The organism is Idiomarina rhizosphaerae, from assembly GCF_024159085.1.
In the GTDB taxonomy this organism is placed as follows: Bacteria; Pseudomonadota; Gammaproteobacteria; order Enterobacterales; family Alteromonadaceae; genus Idiomarina; species Idiomarina rhizosphaerae.
In genome coordinates, this window is record NZ_JAMZDE010000007.1 from 243,314 (window position 1) to 263,874 (window position 20,561).

The window sequence follows — 20,561 nt, forward strand, 5'->3', positions numbered from 1 at the left end:
GGCTGTCATGAGTAAAAAGAAACCACAACAATCATCCAATACCATAGCTCGTAATAAAAAAGCGCGGCATGAATACTTCCTTGAAGACAAGTTCGAGGCGGGTGTCAGTTTGCAGGGCTGGGAAATTAAGAGCATACGGGCTGGCAAGGTCAACATAAGCGACAGCTACGTCATTATTAAAAATGGCGAGGCTTACCTTTTGGGTGCCGAAATTCAGCCACTTAACCAAGCCTCAAGCCACGTTTACTGCGAGCCGGACCGTAGCCGTAAACTGCTGCTGAAGCGCCGCGAGCTGGATAAGCTTATTGGCGCCTCAGAGCGTGAGGGCTATTCCATAGTTGCCACAACCATGTACTGGAAAGGCCCGTGGGCAAAACTGGAAATATTTTTAGCCCAGGGTAAAAAGTCACACGACAAACGCGACACCATTAAAGAGCGCGACTGGCAACGCCAGAAGGCTCGGATAATGAAGCATTCGGTGCGTTAATTGGAACTTCAGGTGCGTCACTCAGGCGTGCCTGCTGAAGTTTCAAGAGTTCATTAAGCAGTCTTTCAAGCTCTCCATCAAATGTTTTCAACTCAACACGAGCATCCATCAAAATGTTGGTGGTCTGACGTAAATTAAGTAATGCCAGATTAAACCACACATTCCGGTCAGAAGAGTTAAATCTCAGGGATTGCCCGTAAGCTGATTCACTAGCTTCAAAACGATACTGTCTAAAGTAAATGTTACCGAGTAAAGCCCAACTCTTATCCGTTCCTAACCCCTTACGATGCAACCATTGCAAGTGCTGTTCTGCTGATAAGAGGTCTCCATTCTTATACCAGTTAATGGCGCTCTCCAGACTCTGTTCTCTGACTTGCCTCTCTTCTACTGTCGCACTGCAGCCTTGGCTAATTAAGCTCAATAGCAATACAGCAATCAAAATGCTTGTTTTCATTTAGCTCTCCATGCTTATTAATAAACTTTAGTTTCTTCCCAACCCACTTTTCTAAAGGCCAAAAGTTTCCAGCGGCCATTTCAATTAATCCGTGAGCTCCTTTAAAACGAGCTATTTCGTTGGGACAAATGAATCGACGAACCTCTATAATTTTGTTTCCTTTGTCGAAGGCCACAACATCAATTGGCTCTTTCATTCCCCAAGTGTGTATTGATTTACAAAATGGAAACCAAAAAGCCATCTCTGTCGTTGGTTGCTGCTCGCCCAACATGCCAATCAACCTTTGATGAAACTTTTTCATGGCTTTTACTTTGGGCCATAAAATAATTTCTTTCTCGCTTGTCATCCAAACCCTCCTTGGCTTATTTGAACAATTACTGGACCCAGAATAACCAGAAAATTTACCGGGAAAAAACAGGTTACTAGTGGAAAAAGAAGCTTTACTGGCGCTTCTTGCGCTCTCTTCTCCGCTGAGTTGAGTAGATCCTGTCTTAATTGATTGGCATAAAACCTTAACGATTTGGTCAAGCTAGTTCCTTGCTGATATCCTTTTATTAGCATCGAACACCACTCATGGAGCTGCTTTACGTTATACCGTTCAGAAAGTTCATCCATTGACTGAGCAAAACTTCCCCCTCTCCGAAGCCGACTGAGCATCGATGTAATCTCCCGCGCCAGCAGAAGATCACTGCACGACGCAGATACCTTTTCTAAAGCGGAAATTAACGGAATACCTGAAGCAATCATCATAGAAATTAGATCACAGAAATCAGGAAGTTGGCGAACTATCGCTTTGTTATTTTTTAGAACTAACTGTCTTCTCTTATTTATGATCATTAGTAGTAAGAGAGCATAGGCAACGCTTAAAAGCCAAACCCCAGAAAGTAGAGAGACAGAGACTGATACACATGCCATAAAAACCCAGAAGCAAAATGATCGAGCGGCTCCTTTTAGAAAATCTACTTCCAGGTAACGAACAGTCCATCTTTTGACATTTTCCGGTAAAACGGACCAAATTTTTGATATTGCATAATCAAGCTTTTGCCCAAGCGCCAATATTTGCCAGACCGCGAGAGCTAAGAACGAAAAACAAAGAGTAGCGAGAAATATTAAGACGGCAACTATAATCATTTCTCATCTTCCGGATTCATAATTCTCTTAACCATCCATCCACCAATAACCATCAATATAAGAGCCACTATAAGCATAAAAATACCAACGCGTGACTCAGTGAAAAGCGCTGTATGTTCTGGTTTCATCCAACTTAAAAGAAAATACAATCCAACTGGCATCATAACGAGAATTTTAGCCTGCATTCTGGCTTGTGAAGTCAGCGTTATCTGCCGCTCTTTAATGTGCTGCTGTTGTTGGAGGTTGTCAGCCAACCTTAGAAATAAGTCTGATTGTTGTCCTCCACTTTTCAAACCTAAAACTAAAGATTGAACCACCAGTTTAATGGAGAAAACAGGAACTCTCCGCTGCCAGTCTTCCAGGCAATCCGTTAAGGGTTTACCCACTTTTTCCTGCCTCAATAGCTCGTCAACCTCTTGTCCTAAAGGAGCTAATAACGTTCCTTTTAAATTTTTCAAAGCGGATCCGACACTTGTACCACTTCTTAACTGGTTACTGAGCCCAATCAACATTCCGGGCAACTGTTTTTCAATTTTTATGTAACGTTGCTTTTTAAGTTGACGATAAACAAATGGCGGAGCCAACAAAGTAAGAATAAACGTCGCTACTGCCCAGGTTCTATTAACATAAAACCATACGATTAAGGGCGATAAGAGCGTGACTACCAGATAACTTCTGACCAAAATTATTACCGGCATTCTCAAGAAAAACTCTTCTAAAGAGCGTACTGTTGATAGCGTCAGTTTCTCTTCAAGTTGCTGATATCGTTTTGGTGTTAAATGCGAAAAGATCCATAGCCAGCAAAGCCCGCTGCAAACGATTAAGAACGCTAATCCGAAGATGAACATAACCCATCTCCCATAAGTGACTCCCAGACCTCCTGGCGAATGTCGTCCCCTTGCTCATCAGCGAACTTACATAACGTCTTATTACTTATTAATGACTGAGTCGTATTGCGTCTTTCAAATAGTGGTGACAGCTGTAAAACATTATCGTCTATGCCCGTAACTTCACTGATACTAAGCACGGATCTTCTGCCATCAGAAAGACGCGCTATCTGAATCACAATATTAACGGCACTGGCTATTTGTTGTCGTAACGCAGAAATAGGAAGTTCTATTCCGCCCATCAAGACCATAATTTCCAAACGTCTTAAAGCATCGCGAGCGCTATTCGCATGAACCGTGCTCAGAGATCCCGCGTGACCAGTATTCATAGCCTGTAACATGTCCAAAGCTTCCGACCCACGGCACTCACCTACAATAAGTCGATCAGGACGCATTCGCAGTGCATTGATAACGAGCTCGCGAATATTTATAGCGCCTGTTCCCTCCTGGTTTTTGGGTCTGGCCTCAAGACTTATCAAATTATTATGATCTAATTGCAGTTCAGCCGCATCTTCGATACTGATAATTCTTTCATCTTCAGGGATTTCCTGAGATAGAATATTTAATAAGGTTGTTTTTCCCGTTCCTGTTCCACCAGAAACAATGATATTTTGGCGACAACGAACAGCAAGTCTTAAGAATTCAGCAGCTTGCTCCGTTAATGAGCCACTATCTACTAAGTCCTCGATCGTTAGCGATTTCTTGGTGAACTTTCGAATAGTGAGACACGATCCTTTGGTCGCTAAAGGTGCTAAAACAGCGTTTACGCGAGAACCGTCCGGTAAACGAGCATCGACCATCGGCGAGGCATCATCAACGTGACGACCTAAAGGCAGAACGATCTTATCGATAGTCCGCCGCAGAGAGAATTCGTTACTGAATTGTTCATCCGCTTTTTTCAACTTACCTGAGCGTTCAACATAGATCTGATCATAGCTATTAACCATAATTTCAGTTACTGAGTCATCTTCTAAAAGGCGCTCAATAGGGCCCAGACCAATGACTTCAGCCACTACATCTGCTATATCTTTTCCAGACTCACCTGTAGTTTTCTTTAAATAGGATTCAGCATAGCGTCTCAACTCACATTCACTCATAGCCTCAAAACGTGGATCTCTGGTATCTAAATGCTCTTTAAGGCTATTGATCAAATTTACTGATGTCATCGAAATGTCTCCCTTAGCTGTAAAACGGAGTCTTTCTGATACCAGTCGTGTTTTTGCGCTAACCGTTTCTGCTTATCATTCAACCGCTCTTTAGCCGTATCCATACGCTCAGCGGTAACCATAATAATTAATTCCGTGGTTTGCTCTCTGTTCTGCTGGCTTCGGAAAGCATTTTCCAGAATCGGCAATGAACCTAAGCCCGGTATCTCGTCATCCTGAGCTGACTCATCTGTACTTAAAAGACCAGACAAAACCAAAGTGTCTCCGTCATTTGAAAGAAACACCGACTCCGTACGACGACTAAGTATGCCGGGGACACCTGAAACAGAAACAGCAGGATCAATATTGCTTAATTCGGCGTGGAGCTGCGTTTTAATTCTATTGTCATCTAAAACCACCGGCTGAATAACAAGTCTGATACCGTATTCGCGGAAAGTGACGTCCTGCATGCCCTGCGCAACAACTTGAGGGATAGGCAGTTCACCTCCCGCAAGAAAAGTCGCCTTCTCGCCACTTTGGGTAGATAAAACGGGATTTGCCAATAATTTCGCTAGACCACGACGCTGCATAAGCATCAGTTGGGAATTAATTTCCGCGTCCCACTCGAACAAACCAGATAGTGAGCTCGAAAATGTAGGGCCGCTCGTTGTCCCTTGCCATCTAATTCCAAGATCTTCGAGATACTGGTGCTTGGTTTCCAGAATATTGACTCGTAAGGTCAACATAGGAGGCTCTTCCTGAAAAGATTCTGTTAAATTTAAAATCTCTTCATGATTCTCAGAAATTTTCTCGAGTTCGTCGTAATTTCTTTTGGATACCTTGCCCGATAAAACTGTAAGCCCTGACTTTTCTGTTTTATTAAGAGCCTGTTCTGCTTCAGATATAGCTTCTAAACGCCCCTCCAGAGAGAGTTCCAGGCTAGCCGTTACCATAACCTTTAATTCTTTTAATACCTCTTCGGATTTGAGCCAGATATCAGCTTTGCCAACTCCCACCCCTCTTAGAATTGCCCTGCTATTATCGAGCACATGAACATCTACAACACTCTCATCACTGATAAGAATATCGCTTCCAGGTTCTATACTGATAATTCGAGTCTCACCTTCTTCAAGATAGTAGGAGCTATGATTAACCTCGGCCCTAACACTAAGGGCGACGAAAAATAACAAAGTCACGACTAAGTAATATTTGAACTTTACTGAACCTTCCATGGTTGCACCTTGCTTTGTTTAGAATCTTGATTCCAAATACTTGCTTGATCCAAATGGCGGCCTCTCGCCCAGACCAACATTGGATTTCCAATAGCTTTCGTAAATGCCGCTACCTTCTCAGGCTCCACCAACAATGTCAGCGAATATGAACCATATCCTTCCTGCAATCCGTGGATATCGAAAATCTCAATCTCTTCAAACGAAACGTATTCTCGCGAACTTTCAAAAGAGTCCCCGGCAAATACAATATCGACCAGATCACCGACTTTCAGTAGCGCATTATGGTGGCCTAAATTGTCCGTAGTCACCGTAATAGCGTAGTAACCACTAGGCAAAACTTCCGACAAACCACTGTTCTGATTATTTGATAAAACACGTTCAGAAACGGGTTCACCAGATTTAACAGAACTTCGTAGTTTCCTACCGATAATCAAACTCGCGGAACTCTCCAAGTACCAATGCTCATTGATGAGTTCGTGCGGATATTTTCGAACCAATAAGTCGTTTACCTCAAGAGTATCTCCGACATTAAGGTCTTTGGAAAAAACAACAACACTACCAGCACTTCCTGAAGCCTCTTGAAGTCGTCGGGAAGTTTCTTGCTGTAGATATTGATGAATTAAAAAAACCGTCACCATCGAAATTATTGAGCTAAAAATTACGGCAAAAATCCATTTCGCCTTTTTTGTCATGAGCCTCCTCCTGGAATTAGTACTAAATAGCGCCAAATAAAATAATAAAACTCTTTCGCCTTACGGCCGGTCTCAACTAGGTAGTCAATCAGTGAAAATTGCTCTTCAACAATAAATAAAGTGGTCATTATTAAGAGAGAGATCAATAACCACTCTGTCGATGTCTGGCCACTCTGCTTTCTTCTCATAGGACATGAACCAAAATCACATACTCACCTTGTTCAGAGAACATTAGGCGCCCCATATCTTCTTTAAAGACCCAAAAATCATGTTTTTTTTCAATCGATTGAAAGGAATCGATTTTTTGACTGTAAGTTAATTTCAATACGTTTTTTATATCTTTGAATTTGAATGTTGATAAATAAACCCAGACCTCTTTTCCATTTTTCTGGGTTTTTGAAATGGCATGAAAAGGCCCGTCAAGCTTAGGCCTTTCCATATACGGAAGAATTATTTTACTTAAAATCCATGAACCATCATTTCCTTTGAAGAAAGTCCAGTTATCTTTTCCAATAGGACAGATCCAAAAATCTCCATGAGGAGCTGGACAGTAGGAATAGAAATCTTCAATAACACTCCAGTCTGGAACATTAGGACTTTGTAAAAAATAAGCAGTAGCCGTCGCATTCTGAGAAATTGGTATTTCAGACCATTCCCATTTATCAAACCCAGCAGGAATATCAGAAATCATATTTATACACCTCAATTAGAGCTTCAACCGCTACTTATTACCGCTGTACTCGCGTGCTTTTTAGCTAAGTCGGTTTCGTAGTTCGTATCGGAACATGACTAAAATCTTCCTCATAAAAAATGAGCCAGAATCACATACTCGCCTTGTTCAGAAAAAATTACGCGCCCCATATTCTCTTTTAATATCCAAACATCATTTTCCTGCTCAATAGATTGAAAAGAATCAACTTTTTGACTGTAATAGGACATCATTGCGGTTTGTAATTGTTTAAGCGGGTATCTAGCCAAATAAATCCATATATTTTCTCCATTTCTCTCATGTTCTGAAATGGGAGTAATAGGTCCCTTTAAAGATTCTTCATGTGCTGGAAAATTAGTCAGTGGCATTAGTATCCATTGTCCGTTTTCTACCTCAAACAAGGTCCAATCGGTATCTTCTATGGGACAAAGCCAAAATATTATTTCCCCTCCGGGACAATATGGATAAAATTGGCTCAACTTTTTCCAGTCAGGAGTTTCTGGCTTTCTCAAAAAAAGAGCATCAATATTGATGGATGAGCTAATCGGTTGCTCAGCCCAGCTCCAGTCATCTAAAACTACGGGTAAATCCATAACTATTCCTTTTTTTGAAGTACTTCCTCGGGCACGACATCTGGAGATATCGTACCGAAAACTAAATAATCTGAACTAAGCTCTTTAGCCAAAAAAATTGAGCCAAGCCCATCTTGGATTAATTCTGTTATTTCTCCTGAGAGTAAGTTATTTACAACTAAAGACGCAGGCCTAGTCGATAGCTCCTCGCTGCTTCTCGCCTGCCAACTATCTGTTAACCTAGTCATTGGATAAAAAGGTTTTTTATCCAACTTCTTCAACTCTCTTAAGTTTTTTCCCTGGAGCTTTACGGGGAGAAGCTTATTTAGAGGGATAAATAGCTTTTCTGTATGTTTATTTAGCCGATACTCTCCCGATAATTTAGCTCGATCAACATCCATAACCCTGCTCCAAATAATTTTACGAGCCTCAATAAGGTTAACGGTACTGTTGTTAACCGAAGGTATAAGAACTTGATACAACGACAAATAAATAGCTAGCAAAATACCAATTGATAACATAACCTCAACAGTAGCTTGACCTTTATATTTAAAGCGCGTCACGACCTAAAATTCCTGTTTTATCTTTATAAGATATTGAAGTTAGCTGAGGCTCCCAGAGCGCATTAAACAAGTTATCCGTTTCATAAAGCTCATCTTTTCTAGAGAAGATTTTGTCTGGACGACTAAAATGCGTTTTTGCTTTAGCATATGCAACTTGGTTACTGCCCCCCACTTTTATTATCACCGTATCCATGCTCATCTTTAAAAAGTTGTTTAGCCGCATATAGCTAAACTTTTGCGGATTCGAATGAAACGACTCCATCTGAGCTAATCCTAGTCGGGAAGACATTGAGTTACTTTGAAACGCCTCCCCATAACCGGAACGATGATAACGTCTTTGCTGCTGTGCTTTAGCGCCCCAGCCTAATGGCAATTGCTCCCTATAACTTCCTACAAGCCATTTTCGTCCGTGAAGCGAGACTGAATCCAGAGCATGCCAGTCCCAGCCTCCGTTTCTATTTCTTGATAATTCTGTTCCGCCACGCTTTACTATTTTATGAGTGAATATGTCTACCCAGTCATATCCTCTATTTCGGCTAAAGGGATCCAAGCTTTTTAAAGTAAGTTCTTCAAACTCTTTGGATTCCTTAGTATTTTTAGTATTTCGAACTTCTGTTTTGCGCCACCAAAGAGTTGGAAATGGCACGACACCTCCTCCTTGATAGGCTTCCCAACTTAGATCTCCGGAATGCTTAGAAACGATATCTTGAATAAGAAGTGGTAACTCCATAACGAAACTCGCATCTAGAAGTCTCTGGGCTGCCGATATTCCCTGTATTACAGCCGATTGAAAACGGATTAAGACGCGCGCCAGTTGCTGATAGCTTTCCTCGACTCGGTCGAGAATGGTGGATAACACTCTGGTTATTTGCCCCAGATAAGGAATAAATGATGTCACAGTCTCTAAATTGTCCGCAGTCCGGTCCAACATAGACATATAGCTCGCTAGACCAACCCACTGAGCTATTGCCACCTGGTTTCCAATAAGAGCTCGATTTGTTAAAGCTAGAAAGTTCATCTGCCGGGACATAGCAACAGCTGCGCTATAAGCCGCGTTATCAGCAACACTTTGCAAGTACCATTGACGCCGGGCGTGTTTCCCCATATCCGTCACAGCGAAAAGCAACATCGAAACGAGTAACAAAACCCCGACCATTAAAATCAGGGTTTGTCCTTTTATTCGCGTGTTGGATTTTTCCAAAGCAATCATTTCTTCTTGCCTTGCTCAGTAGCCTCGTCATAATTTCCGAGGTTTACTTCAGTATTTGCTACGGTTCCTGCGCGTCTTGACGACTGGCGAGCTCGGTTTAGTTGTTGCGTAGATGATTGCCCTGTCATTTCCTGAGCAAGTCCAGCCACCTGGTTACGTATGGACTTACCAAAAAGTGAATAAACTCCGATTGCCGCAACGGCAACCAAAGCAACAATAATGATGTATTCCGTCATTCCCTGACCACGAGAACGCCGAGCTAAATGCGTATTCATAATTCCCTCCTGGCAATATCAACACCACAATTGGCGTTGACGTCAGGAAGTATAGAACGAGTTTTAGAGGGTCAGATCAGAAGTAGCAAATGTCTTACTCAATATTAAGATATTTATGCATCTGCACGGAAAGACGCCAGTTGCGCGCTATGCAGGTTTTCATGGCCAGCTCGGTGGCGCGCGGGCGCTGGCTTATCGGTTGCAGGCAAATAATAGCGTCTGCTTTGGGTGGGCAGCGTTCTAGTAAGGAATCTAGCGCGTCTATGTGTTTTTGCATGGCTATGGGGTGCTTTATTTCATTAGCGCGTGCCATGCAGTCGGGGCGTACTAAATAACCACCGGGCATATTCAGCTTGGGCGATACCGTTACCCAGGTGCTGTCAGTTACTTTTAGCTCAAAGGTACCGCTGGTTTCTATTTGCAGCTGGTAGCCTTTAGCTTCTAAGGCTTTGCCAAGCGGCAGCAAGTCAAACATAGCGGGTTCGCCACCGGTTATCACTACGTGTTTGGAGGTGTAACCTTCTTGCTCAAAGCGCGCAATAATGTCCTCGGCGGTCATTTCTGACCATTTTGCTGAGGCTTCGGTTTTTGCCATCATGGTGTCTATGCTGACCTGGTCGCTGGGGTTGGTTTCCCATGTGTGCTGGGTATCGCACCAGGGGCAGCCCACAGGACAACCCTGCAAACGCAGAAAAATAGATGGCACGCCGGTAAAGGTGCCCTCGCCTTGCAAGGTTTCAAAAATTTCGTTGATGCGGTAAGACATAGCTTCCGTTAAAATGGCTTTGATTAAAATGAGTGAATGCGGATTATACGGGGAGTTACAGCATGTCGCAAAAGGTCGTTGTTATTTATTCAGGCGGAATGGACTCTTTTACCGTTTTGCACAAAGCCCTGGCCGAGGGAAAAGAGGTACTGGCTCTGTCGTTTAACTACGGACAACGCCATGTCAAAGAACTAGAAGTTGCGGCTAACGTCTGTAAACAGCATGGGATACCCCATAAAGTGGTGGACATTACCGCTATTAACTCGCTGCTGTCGGGTAGCTCGCTCACCGACGACATAGACATTCCTGAAGGCCACTACGAAGAAGAGTCAATGAAGTCCACTGTGGTGCCCAACCGCAATATGATTTTACTGTCATTGGCCATTGGTTACGCGGTGTCTGAAGAGGCCTCTGCGGTGTATTACGGCGCGCATTCGGGTGACCACGCTATTTACCCGGACTGTCGTCCGGAGTTTGTACGGCAAATGGATGTAGTGAGTAAAATGGCGAACTACGAGCCGGTAGCGGTTCATGCGCCCTATTTAGATGTGGATAAAAACGCGATTTTGGCCGACGGCATTAAAATGGGGCTGGACTACAGTCAAACCTGGACTTGCTATAACGGCCGCGACAAAGCCTGTGGTAAATGCGGTGCCTGCCAGGAACGTTTAGAGGCCTTCGCCGCCAACGGCATTGAAGACCCCATTCTTTATGAATAAAGACCTACGAATAAAAAGCTACGAATAACCTACAGCCAGCGTTGGGCTTGTTCCCAACGCTCGGTGCGTTTTAACTCTTCCAGCGACACCGCACTGGACGACATTAGCATTCGATTCACGCGCTGGGCACTCTCTGGCTCTGTTGCTGGCAAATCAGCGTCCAACACTTGCACCGCTCCTGCTCTGTCATTACACACCAGTATCATGTCGCAGCCAGCCTTTAGCGCCGCCACAGCGCGCTGCTGCATGTCACCAGCAACGGTTGCGCCCTGCATAGACAAGTCGTCACTAAAAATAGTGCCATTAAACTGCAGTTCGCTGCGCAGTATTTTCTGTAGCCAGAACTCGCTGAAACCGGCGGGTTGTGGGTCTATTTGCGGGTAAATAACGTGAGCCGGCATTATGCCGTCCAGTTTCTGGCTTAATGACAAAAACGGCTTTAAATCGTGCGCGCGAATTTGCTCTAAGGTACGGTCGTCTTCCGGAATGGCAATGTGGGAATCGGCCTGAACAGAGCCGTGCCCCGGAAAATGCTTACCCGTACAAGCCATACCCGCTTCATGCATGCCTTCAATAAAGGACGACGCCAATTTAGAAATTTCAGACGGTACTGCAGAAAATGCGCGGTCACCAATAACGTCACTGCAGTCGTCTACATCCAGTACTGGGGCAAAACTGATATCAATGCCCACAGCCTGAACCTCTGCTGCCATTAGCCAGCCTAAGTCGCGCGCGGCACGCTGGCGTTCGTCTTCATCTTCAATTTTTTGCAGAGAGCCCATAGACGGAATGGCGCTAAAGCCCTCATGAAAGCGCTGTACCCGACCGCCTTCGTGGTCTACTGCAATAAGCAACGGCTTAGCCGCGGCAGCTCGTGCCTCACGTATCAACTCCTGCAGTTGTTCCAGCGAGGCAAAGTTACGCGTAAATAAAATGAGTCCGTTAACGGCGGGGGCCGCAAGAAGGCTTTTGTCTTCTTCGGTCAGCTCAGTGCCCGCAATATCTATCATTAATTGTGCCATAACAGCGGCTTTCTCGTTTGGTTTTCAGTAGTCAGCAGTTTGCCATGAGTTCAGTAAAGACGCCACGTTCCTTGTTTATCTTTTCGTTCGCTGTGCTAAATTAACATTATTACAACAACAAGAGAGACGTAGTATGAAACTCGAAAAATCGCTTTTATGTATTGGTATTACTTTGGCACTGTCGTCCTGTGGCGGCTCAGACAGCGGCAGTTCCGGTAGTTCAGATGGCTCTGCCGGTGGTGGTGACAATAATTACGCTTTTTGTTCTGCTGAATATCAAAATGAAGAATTTTTCGAGTACATGAAAGAGGATTACTTCTGGGCAAGCCAGCTACAGGAGAGTTTAGACCCTGAGGCCTTTGACGACGTTTATGCGGTTCTTGAGGAATTACGCGTGCCGGAGGATACCTACAGCTATATTCTTACGGAAGAGGAATATGATCAGTTGTTTGTCAGTGCCACTTACTTCGGGTTTGGTTTTTCAATGGAGCAAATTAGCGCCAGCCGGGTAAAAATCCGTTTTGTTTATGACGGTTCGCCTGCTGCCGCTGCAGGTATGGAGCGCGCTGACGAAATTCTGGCTATTGATGGCGTATCCGTTTCTGAATTATTGGCCAATGGAGAGTTCAATGAAGCCCTGGGGCCGAGTGAGCAAGGTCTGAGCCGTGAAATTACCTGGCAAAAGCCGGATGGAACCGAGCAGACCGAATTATTGAGCAAAGTTGAAGTAGAAACCAATACTGTTATGGGGGCTCAAACTTACACACAAAATGAAGAAACAGTTGGTTACTTTGCTTTGGACTCCTTTATAAACCGGACAGGCGGCGACTTAAACAATGCTTTTGACCTTTTCGCCACCGAAGGTATTAACCATTTAGTCATTGATGTGCGCTATAACGGCGGTGGTTTAATTCGTTATGCCAATCAAATCGCAACTCAGACTGCAGGCAGCAATGTGCTGGGTAAAACCTTCCTGCAATACCGCTTTAACGAGCAGAACAGCGACCAGAACCAGACCCTCCCTTTTAGTTTGGTCGATGGTGTCGAGCAATTAGATTTAGACCGGGTATTTGTGCTGACCACCGGCAGCAGTTGTTCGTCTTCAGAAATCATTATTAACTCGTTAAGCCCACATATTGAAGTTGTCACTATAGGCGAACAGACATGTGGAAAGCCTGTCGGTCAGCAGCCCGCCGAGCTGTGCGATAAAATCACTTTTGCCATTAACTTTGAAACGGTTAACTCAGAGGGTGAAGGTAAATATTACGACGGTATAGAGCCAAACTGCGCCGTTGAAGATGAAATAAAGGCTGACTGGGGTAGCCCGGAGGACCCATTAACGGCGGCTGCAAACACATACATTAGTACCGGCAGTTGCCCGGTAAGCGCTGCCAGCGCAGAAATAAAAAAGAGCGCTCAGGCGCGCTCTTTTGTTAAACCTATTCACAACATGAAGGATAAACGCGAGTCCCTGCAGTAAGATTACACGCAGAGACCCGAGACAGCAGCGGTTAGTCTTTAACTGCTGCTTTTCTTATGTCGCCTTTAGCTGTGTAGAACTGGTTATTTTCGATAATACCGGGAGCAAAGCTGTCCACGCCAATGGCGGTTAAACGAAGCTCTTCAGTTTCTGCCAGTTTTGCAGCCGTATCTGCATCCACCAAACCTTTTTCCAAAGCCGCATCTGCAAGCTCTTTACCATTGAGGTTAGAGGATAATTCACCACGTTTTTGCGCTTTACGCAGCGTTTTATAAACCGACTTCATTTCCAGCATAGAAATAAAGGCTTTTTCCATGTGTCCTGTGGCATCACCAATACTGTCTTTCCAGTAACACAAGAAAGTATGACGGTCACGAGTGACGCCCGGCTCCATCATGCTGACACTGATGTCCTGTAAAATTTCATCAGACGGCTTTTTGAAATGATTGCCCAGTGGGAATATCAAAATACGCATTACCCACGCCATAAAGCGATTCGGGAAGTTATCAAAGAAGCCGTAGAACGCATCGGCAATGCTGTATAAATGGTGCTTCAACGCATAATGAACGTAAGGTAAATCAGCTACCTGACGGCCTTCGTCTTCAAAGCGCTTCAGTACTGCCGAGCCCATATATAAATGACTTAAAATGTCACCTAAGCGGGCTGAAATCATTTCTTTACGTTTCAAATCTCCGCCCATCATCAGCATAGAAATATCTGATGCTAAAGCTAAACCACGGCTCATACGACCCAGCTTACGGTAATAATGGGCCGTTTCACCACTCACCGGAGACTCGCCAAAGCGTGCGCCACTTAGGCCCAGCCATAAGCTGCCAAAGACGTTACTGACGGCAAAACCGATATGTTTCATCAGCAGACCGTCGAACTCACGCATACCCTCATCTTCATTCGGGTTAGCCGCAGCTTTCATTTCTTTAAGTACGTAGGGGTGACAACGCGTTGCGCCCTGACCAAATATCATCAGGTTTCGGGTCAGAATATTTGCGCCCTCAACCGTAATAGACACTGGTGTCGCCATGTAGGCGTGGCCCAGATAGTTATGCGGACCTAATTGAATACCTTTACCGGCGTGAATATCCATTGCATGCTCTAATACTTCACGACCCATTTCGGTCATGTGGTATTTGGTCATCGCCGTTACTACCGACGGACTCTGTCCCTGACATAAAGCCGAAATAGTCAGACGACGCATAGATTCCAGAATGTAGTTGGTCCCGCCAATTTTACCCATTGATGACTGCACGCCTTCGAACATACCAATTGGCATGCCAAATTGCTGACGCACATAAGCATAAGCACCAGTCATACGCTGAGTTACGTGGCCTGATGCAGCAGCCAGTGCCGGCAGTGAAATACCGCGCCCTGCTGACAAACATTCAACCAGCATACGCCAGCCTTTACCGGCGTAGTCTGAACCACCAATAATCCATTTCAGCGGAATAAAGACGTCTTTACCAAAGGTTGTACCATTTAGAAAAGCCTGGTTCAGAGGAAAATGACGGTCGCCAATTTCAATGCCTTTGTGCGACGTTGGAATTAACGCACAAGTAATACCTATTTCTTTCTTATCACCTAATAAGGCTTCCGGGTCGTAGAGTTTAAATGCCAACCCCAGAACCGTTGCTGAAGGTGCTAAGGTAATGTAACGCTTCGACCAGTTAAGACGAATACCAACAACTTCTTCACCCTCGTGCTCGCCTTTACAAATGATCCCTTCATCCGGAATAGCACCGGCATCTGAGCCAGCTTCAGGCCCGGTTAAGGCAAAACACGGAATGTCGGTGCCATCAGACAGACGCGGCAACCAATAGTCTTTTTGTTCTTTGGTACCATAATGCGTTAGTAACTCGCCCGGTCCCAGAGAGTTTGGAACCATAACAGAGACCGCAGCACTGATAGAACGACTGGCAATTCGCGAAACAATGTAAGAGTTTGCCGCCGGGGTAAAATCGAGGCCGCCGTAATCTTTACCAATGATCATGGCAAAGAAGCGCTCTTTACGCAGATAATCCCAAACTTGTTTAGGCAGATCACGATCCTGCTGCACAATTTTAAAATCATCCAGCATGTCCAGCAGCTTAGCCAGCTGGTTGTCGACAAACGCCTGTTCTTCGGCAGTGAGTTTAGGTTCAGGTACATCCAGCAGTTTTTGCCAATCCGGACGTCCACTGAATAGTTCACCATCCCACCAGACATCGCCCGCTTCCATGGCCTCACGCTCAGTGTCAGACATAGGCGGTAAAATGCGTTTAAAAATAGCAAAAACGGGTTTAGTTACCAGGCTGCGACGGATATCTCCGACTGCAAACACCAGTACCACTAAAACCACTAACAGAATAAGAATTTCCATGGGTATCTCCAGTGCACCATCACAATAAAAGTGTAGTCAAATCTCAAACTTACGACAGGTTGTTTACGCTTCTTCCAGCCCGCCGGAAACAAATGGGATCAAATGATCGATAACGTCCTGCGCACCCACTTTTTGATTGAATTCGGCCTCCGCAATTTCAATCAGAGCTTGTCCCGATACCTGGGCAAAAACTGCAGCTCCCAGAATAAAGTGTAGACGCCAGAACATTTGTTGCTCATCCAAATGTGGATTTGCGCGCTTTAATAAAGCCATTAAATGCTGTAATACCTCACCAAACTCTTGCTGAGTGTATTTACGTAAATGGCCCTGAATTTCAGAGTAAGCAAAGCCCAGTAATCTTAAAAAGATATCGGGACCGTGTTTATTGACTTCGGTTAACTTTGCCAAAGGTATTTTAAAGCGCTTAAACAGCTCTTCTGTTTTTAGCTCGCTCTGCTGCTCTGCCAGTTTCAACTGTTCTTCCAGCACTGGCATAAAAACAACCAGATAACGTGCCATTACGGCCTGAATAAGTGCTTTTTTTGAGCCAAAATGATAGTTTACAGAAGCAAGGTTAACCCCTGCTTCCTGCGTAATTTGCCGTAGTGAAGTCTGCTCAAACCCATCACGGGAAAAGAGCATTTCTGCGGCATTCAGTATTTTCTTTTGAGTCGGAATTCGGGCTGCCATGAAATAAATAAACGCATGATTTAAACATGCGTTTAATCTAATTCATGTCGTTTCAGCGTGCAAGTGTTCGCTGAATTTATTTTTGGTAAGAGTGTAAACCTTAGTAGGCTGCACTTAATGGCGCCAATAATGACGGTGAAACAAAATAAGTACGGTCATAATTTCCAGCCGCCCTGCCAACATCGCAAAAATTAACAGCAGTTTAGCACCAGCATCAAGACTGGAGAAATTACCCGCTGGACCAATAATATCGCCTAATCCAGGCCCCACATTACCCACGGCCGTGGCGGCACCAGATATCGCCGTCATAAAATCCAGATCGAATAACGATAAACCCAATGCAATAACCGCTATCAGTAAGAAATACATAAAGCAAAAAGCGACCATTGAGCCAAGTAAAGAGTCATTTACCCGACGATCCTGATAGGTCTGAACACTAACCAGGTTGGGATGAATTAACTGGCTGAACTGTTTTCTTAACAACAGCTGCGACAACTGAAAACGAAAAATTTTCATACCGCCGGAAGTGGAACCGGTACAACCACCAATAAACATTAAGTAGAAGAAAGCCATTAATGACCAGCTTCCCCAATTTCCGTAGTCTTCGGTTGCGTAGCCGGTTGTCGTCACTACCGAGACGACATTAAATGCCGTATGCATTAACGCGTCACCTAAATCCCGACCTTTAATTATCTGAACCAGAGTAATCAACGCAATAGCAATGAGAAGAAAAGTCACAAAAGCCCGTACCTGGCTATCCTTCCAAAGTGGTCCAAAGTCGCCTTTTACAAAGCGTATGTAGAGCACAAACGGTAGGGCTCCTGCCACCATAAAAATAGTGCCCGTTATCACCAAAAATGGTGTATCAGAGAAATGCCCAAAAGACGCATCGTAGTTAGAGAAGCCTGCTGTCGCTATAGTGGTCATGCCGTGCACAAAGGCATCAAAACTGCCCATACCGCCAATTAAATACAAGCTAATAACGGCAGCCGTCAAAATGAGATAAACCCGCCCTATTGCCAAAACCATATGACTGGAGCGTGGCATAAATTTACCCGACATATCGGAAGATTCAGCCTGGAACAGACGCATGCCGCCAACCTGCAAAAACGGCAAAATGGCCATGGCCATAACGATAATTCCAATTCCGCCCAACCATTGCAGCATAGCCCGCCACAACAAAACACTCGCGGGTAAATCGTCCAGCCCCGAAATAACGGTAGCTCCGGTTGTGGTAATGGCTGACATAGCTTCAAACCACGCACTGGAGAAGTCCAGGTAGGGTCGCGCAAAAATAAATGGCAAGGTTGCGAATAAGCTGGCCGAAACCCAGCATAAGGAGGTTAACAGGAAAACTTGTCGTGCCCGCAGTTTGGCTTCCCCCGCTGGCTGCAAAAACAAAAGCAAACCAAAAACCAGACCCAGACTGGATAATGTCAGGTAAGTCCACTGCTCTTTTTCACCATTAACCACCGCCATAACAAAGGGTGCCAGCAAGGCGATAGAAAGCAAAGCAATGAGCCCGCCAATGGCTTTCAGCAATAACTTAATAGCCTGGCGCTTATCAAGCGGAGTCTGACGCAATGACTGGCTGGCCTGCATTGACATAGTTTTAGTTAGACGTGTCTAAAGGAGCAAATGATTTCACCAAATCATCAATCGCTTTCATCTGCTGTAGGTACGGCTCCAGAGCGCGAAGAGGCAACGCACAAGGACCGTCGCATTTGGCTTCATCGGGGTTCGGGTGTGCTTCAATAAACAACCCCGCAATACCCAGCGACATACCAGAACGAGCCAGCTGCGCCGCTTGTGCTCGGCGTCCGTCAGCAGAATCGGTTCGGCCACCTGGACGCTGCAAGGCGTGAGTCGCATCAAAAATAACCGGCGCCATTGGCTTCATTTCGTCCATACCAAGCATATCAACAATAAGGTTGTTATAACCAAAGCTTGAACCACGCTCACACAACATCAGCTTTTCATTGCCAGCCTCGGCAAACTTTTTAATAATGTGCTTCATTTCCTGCGGCGCAAGAAACTGTGATTTTTTAATATTAACCATAGACCCGGTTTCAGCCAGTGCTACCACCAGGTCAGTCTGACGGGCAAGAAACGCCGGTAACTGCAATACGTCAACCACTTCAGCGACCGGAGCGGCCTGATGCGGCTCGTGTACATCGGTAATTAAAGGCACATTAAACTGCTTTTTCACTTCTTCAAAAATACGCAGTCCTTCTTCCAGACCGGGGCCGCGAAAAGAGTGAATGGATGACCGGTTGGCTTTATCAAACGACGCTTTAAACACGTAAGGTATGCCAAGTCTACTGGTCACCTCAACGTAATGTTCCGCAATTCGCAAAGCTAAATCACGGGATTCCAGCACATTCATCCCGCCAAATAAAACAAAAGGTTTATCATTTGCTATTTGAATGTCACCAAGCTGCAACTCTTTAATCATCATAAACTCCCGCGGTTAACTACCAACAACTCGTAGAATCTGTCCGGCGAAATACGCCATATACGTTCCAAGCGCATAACCCATTACCGCTAATAGTACACCAACCGGTGCCAATGACGGATGAAAAGCTGAAGCAACAACCGGTGCTGACGCTGCGCCCCCCACATTAGCCTGACTACCCACTGCCATATAAAATACAGGAGCACGAAGCAGTTTAGCCACGAATAACATAAGCCCGGCGTGGATCAGCATCCAGATGGCACCAATTAAGAAATACTTAGGCGCTTCTACTATTTTGGTTACGTCCATATGCAGACCAATGCTGGCCACCAGAATGTAAACAAAAACGGAGCCTATTTTAGACGCTCCGGCAGCTTCCAGAGAACGAGCCCGGGTGAAGGAAAGTGCAATACCGCCAGCAGTGGCTAAAACAATAACCCAGAAAAACAGACTGTCCAGGCTGAACTTACTTAATGCGGGATAGTGAGTTGCAATACCCGGAGCTATCCAGTCAGCCAGCAAATGCGCTAACCCCGCAACACCGAAACCAACAGCCAGAATCAGCATTAAATCGCGTAAGCTTGGGTTTCTGACATGCTCCTCTTCATACTGCTCCACTTTACGGCGAATGTTATCGATAGCGGATGTATCAGCACCGGTGCGTGCATCAATTTTCTTAGCATTTGCCGCCATATAAAGCAGCACAGCCATCCATAAGTTGGCAACAATAATGTCTACGGTCACCATGGCTGAGAAAATATCGCCGCCGACTTCGTAAACTTCTTTCATTGCAGCCTGATTTGCACCACCACCAATCCAGCTTCCGGCAATGGTTGTCATACCACGCCACACAGCATCGGGGCCAGCACCGTCAAGCATTTCCGGGAATATGGCAGACACCAGTAACAAGGCTATAGGGCCGCCAATGACAATACCGAAAGTACCGGTTAAAAATAGGATCAGAGCTTTTGACCCAAGACCCATAATGGCTTTTAAATCCAGACTTAAGGTAAGCAGCACCATACAGGCTGGTAACAGATAATCCATTGCTATATCTGTTACGGCGGTTTGATTTCCGTCGACAATACCGAACGTATTCAGCAAAGACGGTATGAAATAGCAAAGCAATAAAGCCGGAACAAAACGATAGAATTTCTTGAAAAAAGGATGCTCGCTGCTATTGGTATAAAACACAAAACCAAGAATGGCCAGTAATAAACCAATAACAACCCCATCGTTAGTGATTAAGGCATTCGTTTCCGAAACAACAGACTCAGGCGCTAACATAGGTACTCCTTTTACTTAACCGGCAATAAGTGCTTGTTTGGACAAGGCCACGTGCAATAGAAATGCTATCCAACCGCAAGCGCCAATAAAACCAAGCCAGCGCGCACCCGCTGTTTTTCCTTTCATAGCTAAGACACCAAAGCCAATATAAGCAATAACACCTATGACTTTGTCAGTTAACCAGGGAACCTGAATTGGGTACATGCTTAACGTCACCATGATACCGACCGCACTAAGCAACAATAAGGTATCGTTAATGTGAGGAACTATCTTCAACCACTTCTTTTTTAATAGGGGTGAATCAAGAAGCAGAAGCACAAAACGGAATAAAAAAAGGCTGATCGAAATCAGCACAAATAATACATGCAGGTGTTTAAAAGCAGCGTACACAGTAACCTCTTATTTTTAATTTAA

General features: G+C 44.8%; 23 protein-coding genes. 3 read left to right on the plus strand and 20 right to left on the minus strand.

Annotated elements, in window-relative coordinates; genetic code table 11:
* The first annotated feature begins 7 nt into the window (after positions 1–7).
* Positions 8–487 carry an SsrA-binding protein SmpB gene (smpB, locus tag NJR55_RS08850; protein WP_034820895.1) on the plus strand — a complete coding sequence of 160 codons (480 nt, stop codon included), beginning with the start codon at positions 8–10 and terminating at the stop codon, positions 485–487.
* Here smpB and NJR55_RS08855 read toward each other — a convergent pair.
* The 13 genes from NJR55_RS08855 to queE all read right to left on the minus strand — a co-directional run bounded on the left by NJR55_RS08855 (position 429) and on the right by queE (position 10,123).
* Complete coding sequence (locus NJR55_RS08855; protein WP_253619623.1) at positions 429–941, minus strand: tetratricopeptide repeat protein; 513 nt, start codon at positions 939–941, stop codon at positions 429–431. The genes smpB and NJR55_RS08855 overlap by 59 nt on opposite strands.
* Positions 895–1,287, minus strand: a complete 393-nt coding sequence (locus NJR55_RS08860; protein ID WP_253619624.1) for a DUF192 domain-containing protein — start codon at positions 1,285–1,287, stop codon at positions 895–897. The genes NJR55_RS08855 and NJR55_RS08860 overlap by 47 nt, the downstream gene beginning before the upstream one ends.
* A complete protein-coding gene (locus tag NJR55_RS08865; protein WP_253619625.1) occupies positions 1,284–2,072 on the minus strand; it encodes a type II secretion system F family protein in 789 nt (262 codons plus the stop codon). The genes NJR55_RS08860 and NJR55_RS08865 overlap by 4 nt, the downstream gene beginning before the upstream one ends.
* Positions 2,069–2,920 (minus strand): type II secretion system F family protein, encoded by an 852-nt coding sequence (locus NJR55_RS08870; protein ID WP_253619626.1) that lies wholly within the window; start codon positions 2,918–2,920, stop codon positions 2,069–2,071. The genes NJR55_RS08865 and NJR55_RS08870 overlap by 4 nt, the downstream gene beginning before the upstream one ends.
* Complete coding sequence (locus tag NJR55_RS08875; RefSeq protein ID WP_253619627.1) at positions 2,902–4,125, minus strand: TadA family conjugal transfer-associated ATPase; 1,224 nt, start codon at positions 4,123–4,125, stop codon at positions 2,902–2,904. The genes NJR55_RS08870 and NJR55_RS08875 overlap by 19 nt, the downstream gene beginning before the upstream one ends.
* Positions 4,122–5,336: a type II and III secretion system protein family protein gene (locus NJR55_RS08880; protein WP_253619628.1), complete on the minus strand. Its 1,215-nt coding sequence runs from the start codon at positions 5,334–5,336 to the stop codon at positions 4,122–4,124. The genes NJR55_RS08875 and NJR55_RS08880 overlap by 4 nt, the downstream gene beginning before the upstream one ends.
* Positions 5,321–6,028, minus strand: a complete 708-nt coding sequence (gene cpaB / locus NJR55_RS08885; RefSeq protein WP_253619629.1) for a Flp pilus assembly protein CpaB — start codon at positions 6,026–6,028, stop codon at positions 5,321–5,323. Before cpaB ends, NJR55_RS08880 begins: the two co-directional genes overlap by 16 nt.
* Before the next feature lie 184 nt (positions 6,029–6,212).
* Positions 6,213–6,719, minus strand: coding sequence for a hypothetical protein (locus NJR55_RS08890; RefSeq protein ID WP_253619630.1), 507 nt, complete (start codon positions 6,717–6,719; stop codon positions 6,213–6,215).
* Between the two features lie 110 nt (positions 6,720–6,829).
* Positions 6,830–7,330: a hypothetical protein gene (locus NJR55_RS08895; RefSeq protein ID WP_253619631.1), complete on the minus strand. Its 501-nt coding sequence runs from the start codon at positions 7,328–7,330 to the stop codon at positions 6,830–6,832.
* Positions 7,331–7,332: 2 nt separating this feature from the next.
* Positions 7,333–7,872, minus strand: a complete 540-nt coding sequence (locus tag NJR55_RS08900; RefSeq protein WP_253619632.1) for a hypothetical protein — start codon at positions 7,870–7,872, stop codon at positions 7,333–7,335.
* A complete protein-coding gene (locus tag NJR55_RS08905) occupies positions 7,859–9,082 on the minus strand; it encodes a TadE/TadG family type IV pilus assembly protein (RefSeq protein ID WP_253619633.1) in 1,224 nt (407 codons plus the stop codon). Before NJR55_RS08905 ends, NJR55_RS08900 begins: the two co-directional genes overlap by 14 nt.
* Entirely contained in the window at positions 9,079–9,357 is a 279-nt protein-coding gene (locus tag NJR55_RS08910) for a Flp family type IVb pilin (RefSeq protein WP_253619634.1), read from the minus strand. The genes NJR55_RS08905 and NJR55_RS08910 overlap by 4 nt, the downstream gene beginning before the upstream one ends.
* A 94-nt stretch (positions 9,358–9,451) precedes the next feature.
* Entirely contained in the window at positions 9,452–10,123 is a 672-nt protein-coding gene (gene queE, locus NJR55_RS08915) for a 7-carboxy-7-deazaguanine synthase QueE (protein ID WP_253619635.1), read from the minus strand.
* Between the two features lie 62 nt (positions 10,124–10,185).
* Here queE and queC point away from each other — a divergent pair, with 62 nt between their 5' ends.
* Complete coding sequence (gene queC / locus NJR55_RS08920) at positions 10,186–10,842, plus strand: 7-cyano-7-deazaguanine synthase QueC (protein ID WP_253619636.1); 657 nt, start codon at positions 10,186–10,188, stop codon at positions 10,840–10,842.
* Positions 10,843–10,871: 29 nt separating this feature from the next.
* On the opposite strand, the gene nagZ is transcribed toward queC, so the two are convergent.
* On the minus strand, positions 10,872–11,864 hold the full coding sequence (gene nagZ, locus NJR55_RS08925; RefSeq protein ID WP_253619637.1) for a beta-N-acetylhexosaminidase: 993 nt from the start codon (positions 11,862–11,864) through the stop codon (positions 10,872–10,874).
* A gap of 133 nt (positions 11,865–11,997) precedes the next feature.
* On the opposite strand from nagZ, the gene NJR55_RS08930 reads away from it, so the two are divergent.
* Positions 11,998–13,344 (plus strand): S41 family peptidase, encoded by a 1,347-nt coding sequence (locus NJR55_RS08930; protein ID WP_253619638.1) that lies wholly within the window; start codon positions 11,998–12,000, stop codon positions 13,342–13,344.
* Between the two features lie 31 nt (positions 13,345–13,375).
* Here NJR55_RS08930 and NJR55_RS08935 read toward each other — a convergent pair whose 3' ends face one another.
* From NJR55_RS08935 to NJR55_RS08960, 6 genes are all read right to left on the minus strand, one after another.
* Complete coding sequence (locus NJR55_RS08935) at positions 13,376–15,715, minus strand: acyl-CoA dehydrogenase (RefSeq protein ID WP_253619639.1); 2,340 nt, start codon at positions 15,713–15,715, stop codon at positions 13,376–13,378.
* 63 nt (positions 15,716–15,778) lie between these two features.
* On the minus strand, positions 15,779–16,405 hold the full coding sequence (locus tag NJR55_RS08940; protein ID WP_011234169.1) for a TetR/AcrR family transcriptional regulator: 627 nt from the start codon (positions 16,403–16,405) through the stop codon (positions 15,779–15,781).
* 114 nt (positions 16,406–16,519) lie between these two features.
* A complete protein-coding gene (locus NJR55_RS08945) occupies positions 16,520–18,013 on the minus strand; it encodes a TrkH family potassium uptake protein (RefSeq protein WP_253619640.1) in 1,494 nt (497 codons plus the stop codon).
* A 4-nt stretch (positions 18,014–18,017) separates the two neighbouring features.
* A complete protein-coding gene (gene kdsA, locus NJR55_RS08950) occupies positions 18,018–18,860 on the minus strand; it encodes a 3-deoxy-8-phosphooctulonate synthase (RefSeq protein ID WP_420844465.1) in 843 nt (280 codons plus the stop codon).
* Between the two features lie 15 nt (positions 18,861–18,875).
* Positions 18,876–20,147 (minus strand): DUF819 family protein, encoded by a 1,272-nt coding sequence (locus NJR55_RS08955; protein ID WP_253619642.1) that lies wholly within the window; start codon positions 20,145–20,147, stop codon positions 18,876–18,878.
* Positions 20,148–20,162: 15 nt separating this feature from the next.
* Positions 20,163–20,537, minus strand: a complete 375-nt coding sequence (locus NJR55_RS08960) for a SirB2 family protein (protein WP_338034532.1) — start codon at positions 20,535–20,537, stop codon at positions 20,163–20,165.
* Between the last annotated feature and the right edge of the window lie 24 nt (positions 20,538–20,561).

What these genes read in the sequence shown, in the direction of transcription:
- NJR55_RS08910 (WP_253619634.1), bottom strand. Translation starts at nt 9,357, where the DNA reads ATGAATACGCATTTAGCTCGGCGTTCTCGTGGTCAGGGAATGACGGAA.
- NJR55_RS08945 (WP_253619640.1), bottom strand. Translation starts at nt 18,013, where the DNA reads ATGTCAATGCAGGCCAGCCAGTCATTGCGTCAGACTCCGCTTGATAAG.
- NJR55_RS08865 (WP_253619625.1), bottom strand. Translation starts at nt 2,072, where the DNA reads ATGATTATAGTTGCCGTCTTAATATTTCTCGCTACTCTTTGTTTTTCG.
- NJR55_RS08905 (WP_253619633.1), bottom strand. Translation starts at nt 9,082, where the DNA reads ATGATTGCTTTGGAAAAATCCAACACGCGAATAAAAGGACAAACCCTG.
- NJR55_RS08895 (WP_253619631.1), bottom strand. Translation starts at nt 7,330, where the DNA reads ATGGATTTACCCGTAGTTTTAGATGACTGGAGCTGGGCTGAGCAACCG.
- NJR55_RS08955 (WP_253619642.1), bottom strand. Translation starts at nt 20,147, where the DNA reads ATGTTAGCGCCTGAGTCTGTTGTTTCGGAAACGAATGCCTTAATCACT.
- NJR55_RS08935 (WP_253619639.1), bottom strand. Translation starts at nt 15,715, where the DNA reads ATGGAAATTCTTATTCTGTTAGTGGTTTTAGTGGTACTGGTGTTTGCA.
- NJR55_RS08890 (WP_253619630.1), bottom strand. Translation starts at nt 6,719, where the DNA reads ATGATTTCTGATATTCCTGCTGGGTTTGATAAATGGGAATGGTCTGAA.
- NJR55_RS08860 (WP_253619624.1), bottom strand. Translation starts at nt 1,287, where the DNA reads ATGACAAGCGAGAAAGAAATTATTTTATGGCCCAAAGTAAAAGCCATG.
- kdsA (WP_420844465.1), bottom strand. Translation starts at nt 18,860, where the DNA reads ATGATTAAAGAGTTGCAGCTTGGTGACATTCAAATAGCAAATGATAAA.
- nagZ (WP_253619637.1), bottom strand. Translation starts at nt 11,864, where the DNA reads ATGGCACAATTAATGATAGATATTGCGGGCACTGAGCTGACCGAAGAA.
- queE (WP_253619635.1), bottom strand. Translation starts at nt 10,123, where the DNA reads ATGTCTTACCGCATCAACGAAATTTTTGAAACCTTGCAAGGCGAGGGC.
- NJR55_RS08855 (WP_253619623.1), bottom strand. Translation starts at nt 941, where the DNA reads ATGAAAACAAGCATTTTGATTGCTGTATTGCTATTGAGCTTAATTAGC.
- NJR55_RS08875 (WP_253619627.1), bottom strand. Translation starts at nt 4,125, where the DNA reads ATGACATCAGTAAATTTGATCAATAGCCTTAAAGAGCATTTAGATACC.
- queC (WP_253619636.1), top strand. Translation starts at nt 10,186, where the DNA reads ATGTCGCAAAAGGTCGTTGTTATTTATTCAGGCGGAATGGACTCTTTT.
- NJR55_RS08940 (WP_011234169.1), bottom strand. Translation starts at nt 16,405, where the DNA reads ATGGCAGCCCGAATTCCGACTCAAAAGAAAATACTGAATGCCGCAGAA.
- NJR55_RS08880 (WP_253619628.1), bottom strand. Translation starts at nt 5,336, where the DNA reads ATGGAAGGTTCAGTAAAGTTCAAATATTACTTAGTCGTGACTTTGTTA.
- smpB (WP_034820895.1), top strand. Translation starts at nt 8, where the DNA reads ATGAGTAAAAAGAAACCACAACAATCATCCAATACCATAGCTCGTAAT.
- NJR55_RS08870 (WP_253619626.1), bottom strand. Translation starts at nt 2,920, where the DNA reads ATGTTCATCTTCGGATTAGCGTTCTTAATCGTTTGCAGCGGGCTTTGC.
- NJR55_RS08930 (WP_253619638.1), top strand. Translation starts at nt 11,998, where the DNA reads ATGAAACTCGAAAAATCGCTTTTATGTATTGGTATTACTTTGGCACTG.
- cpaB (WP_253619629.1), bottom strand. Translation starts at nt 6,028, where the DNA reads ATGACAAAAAAGGCGAAATGGATTTTTGCCGTAATTTTTAGCTCAATA.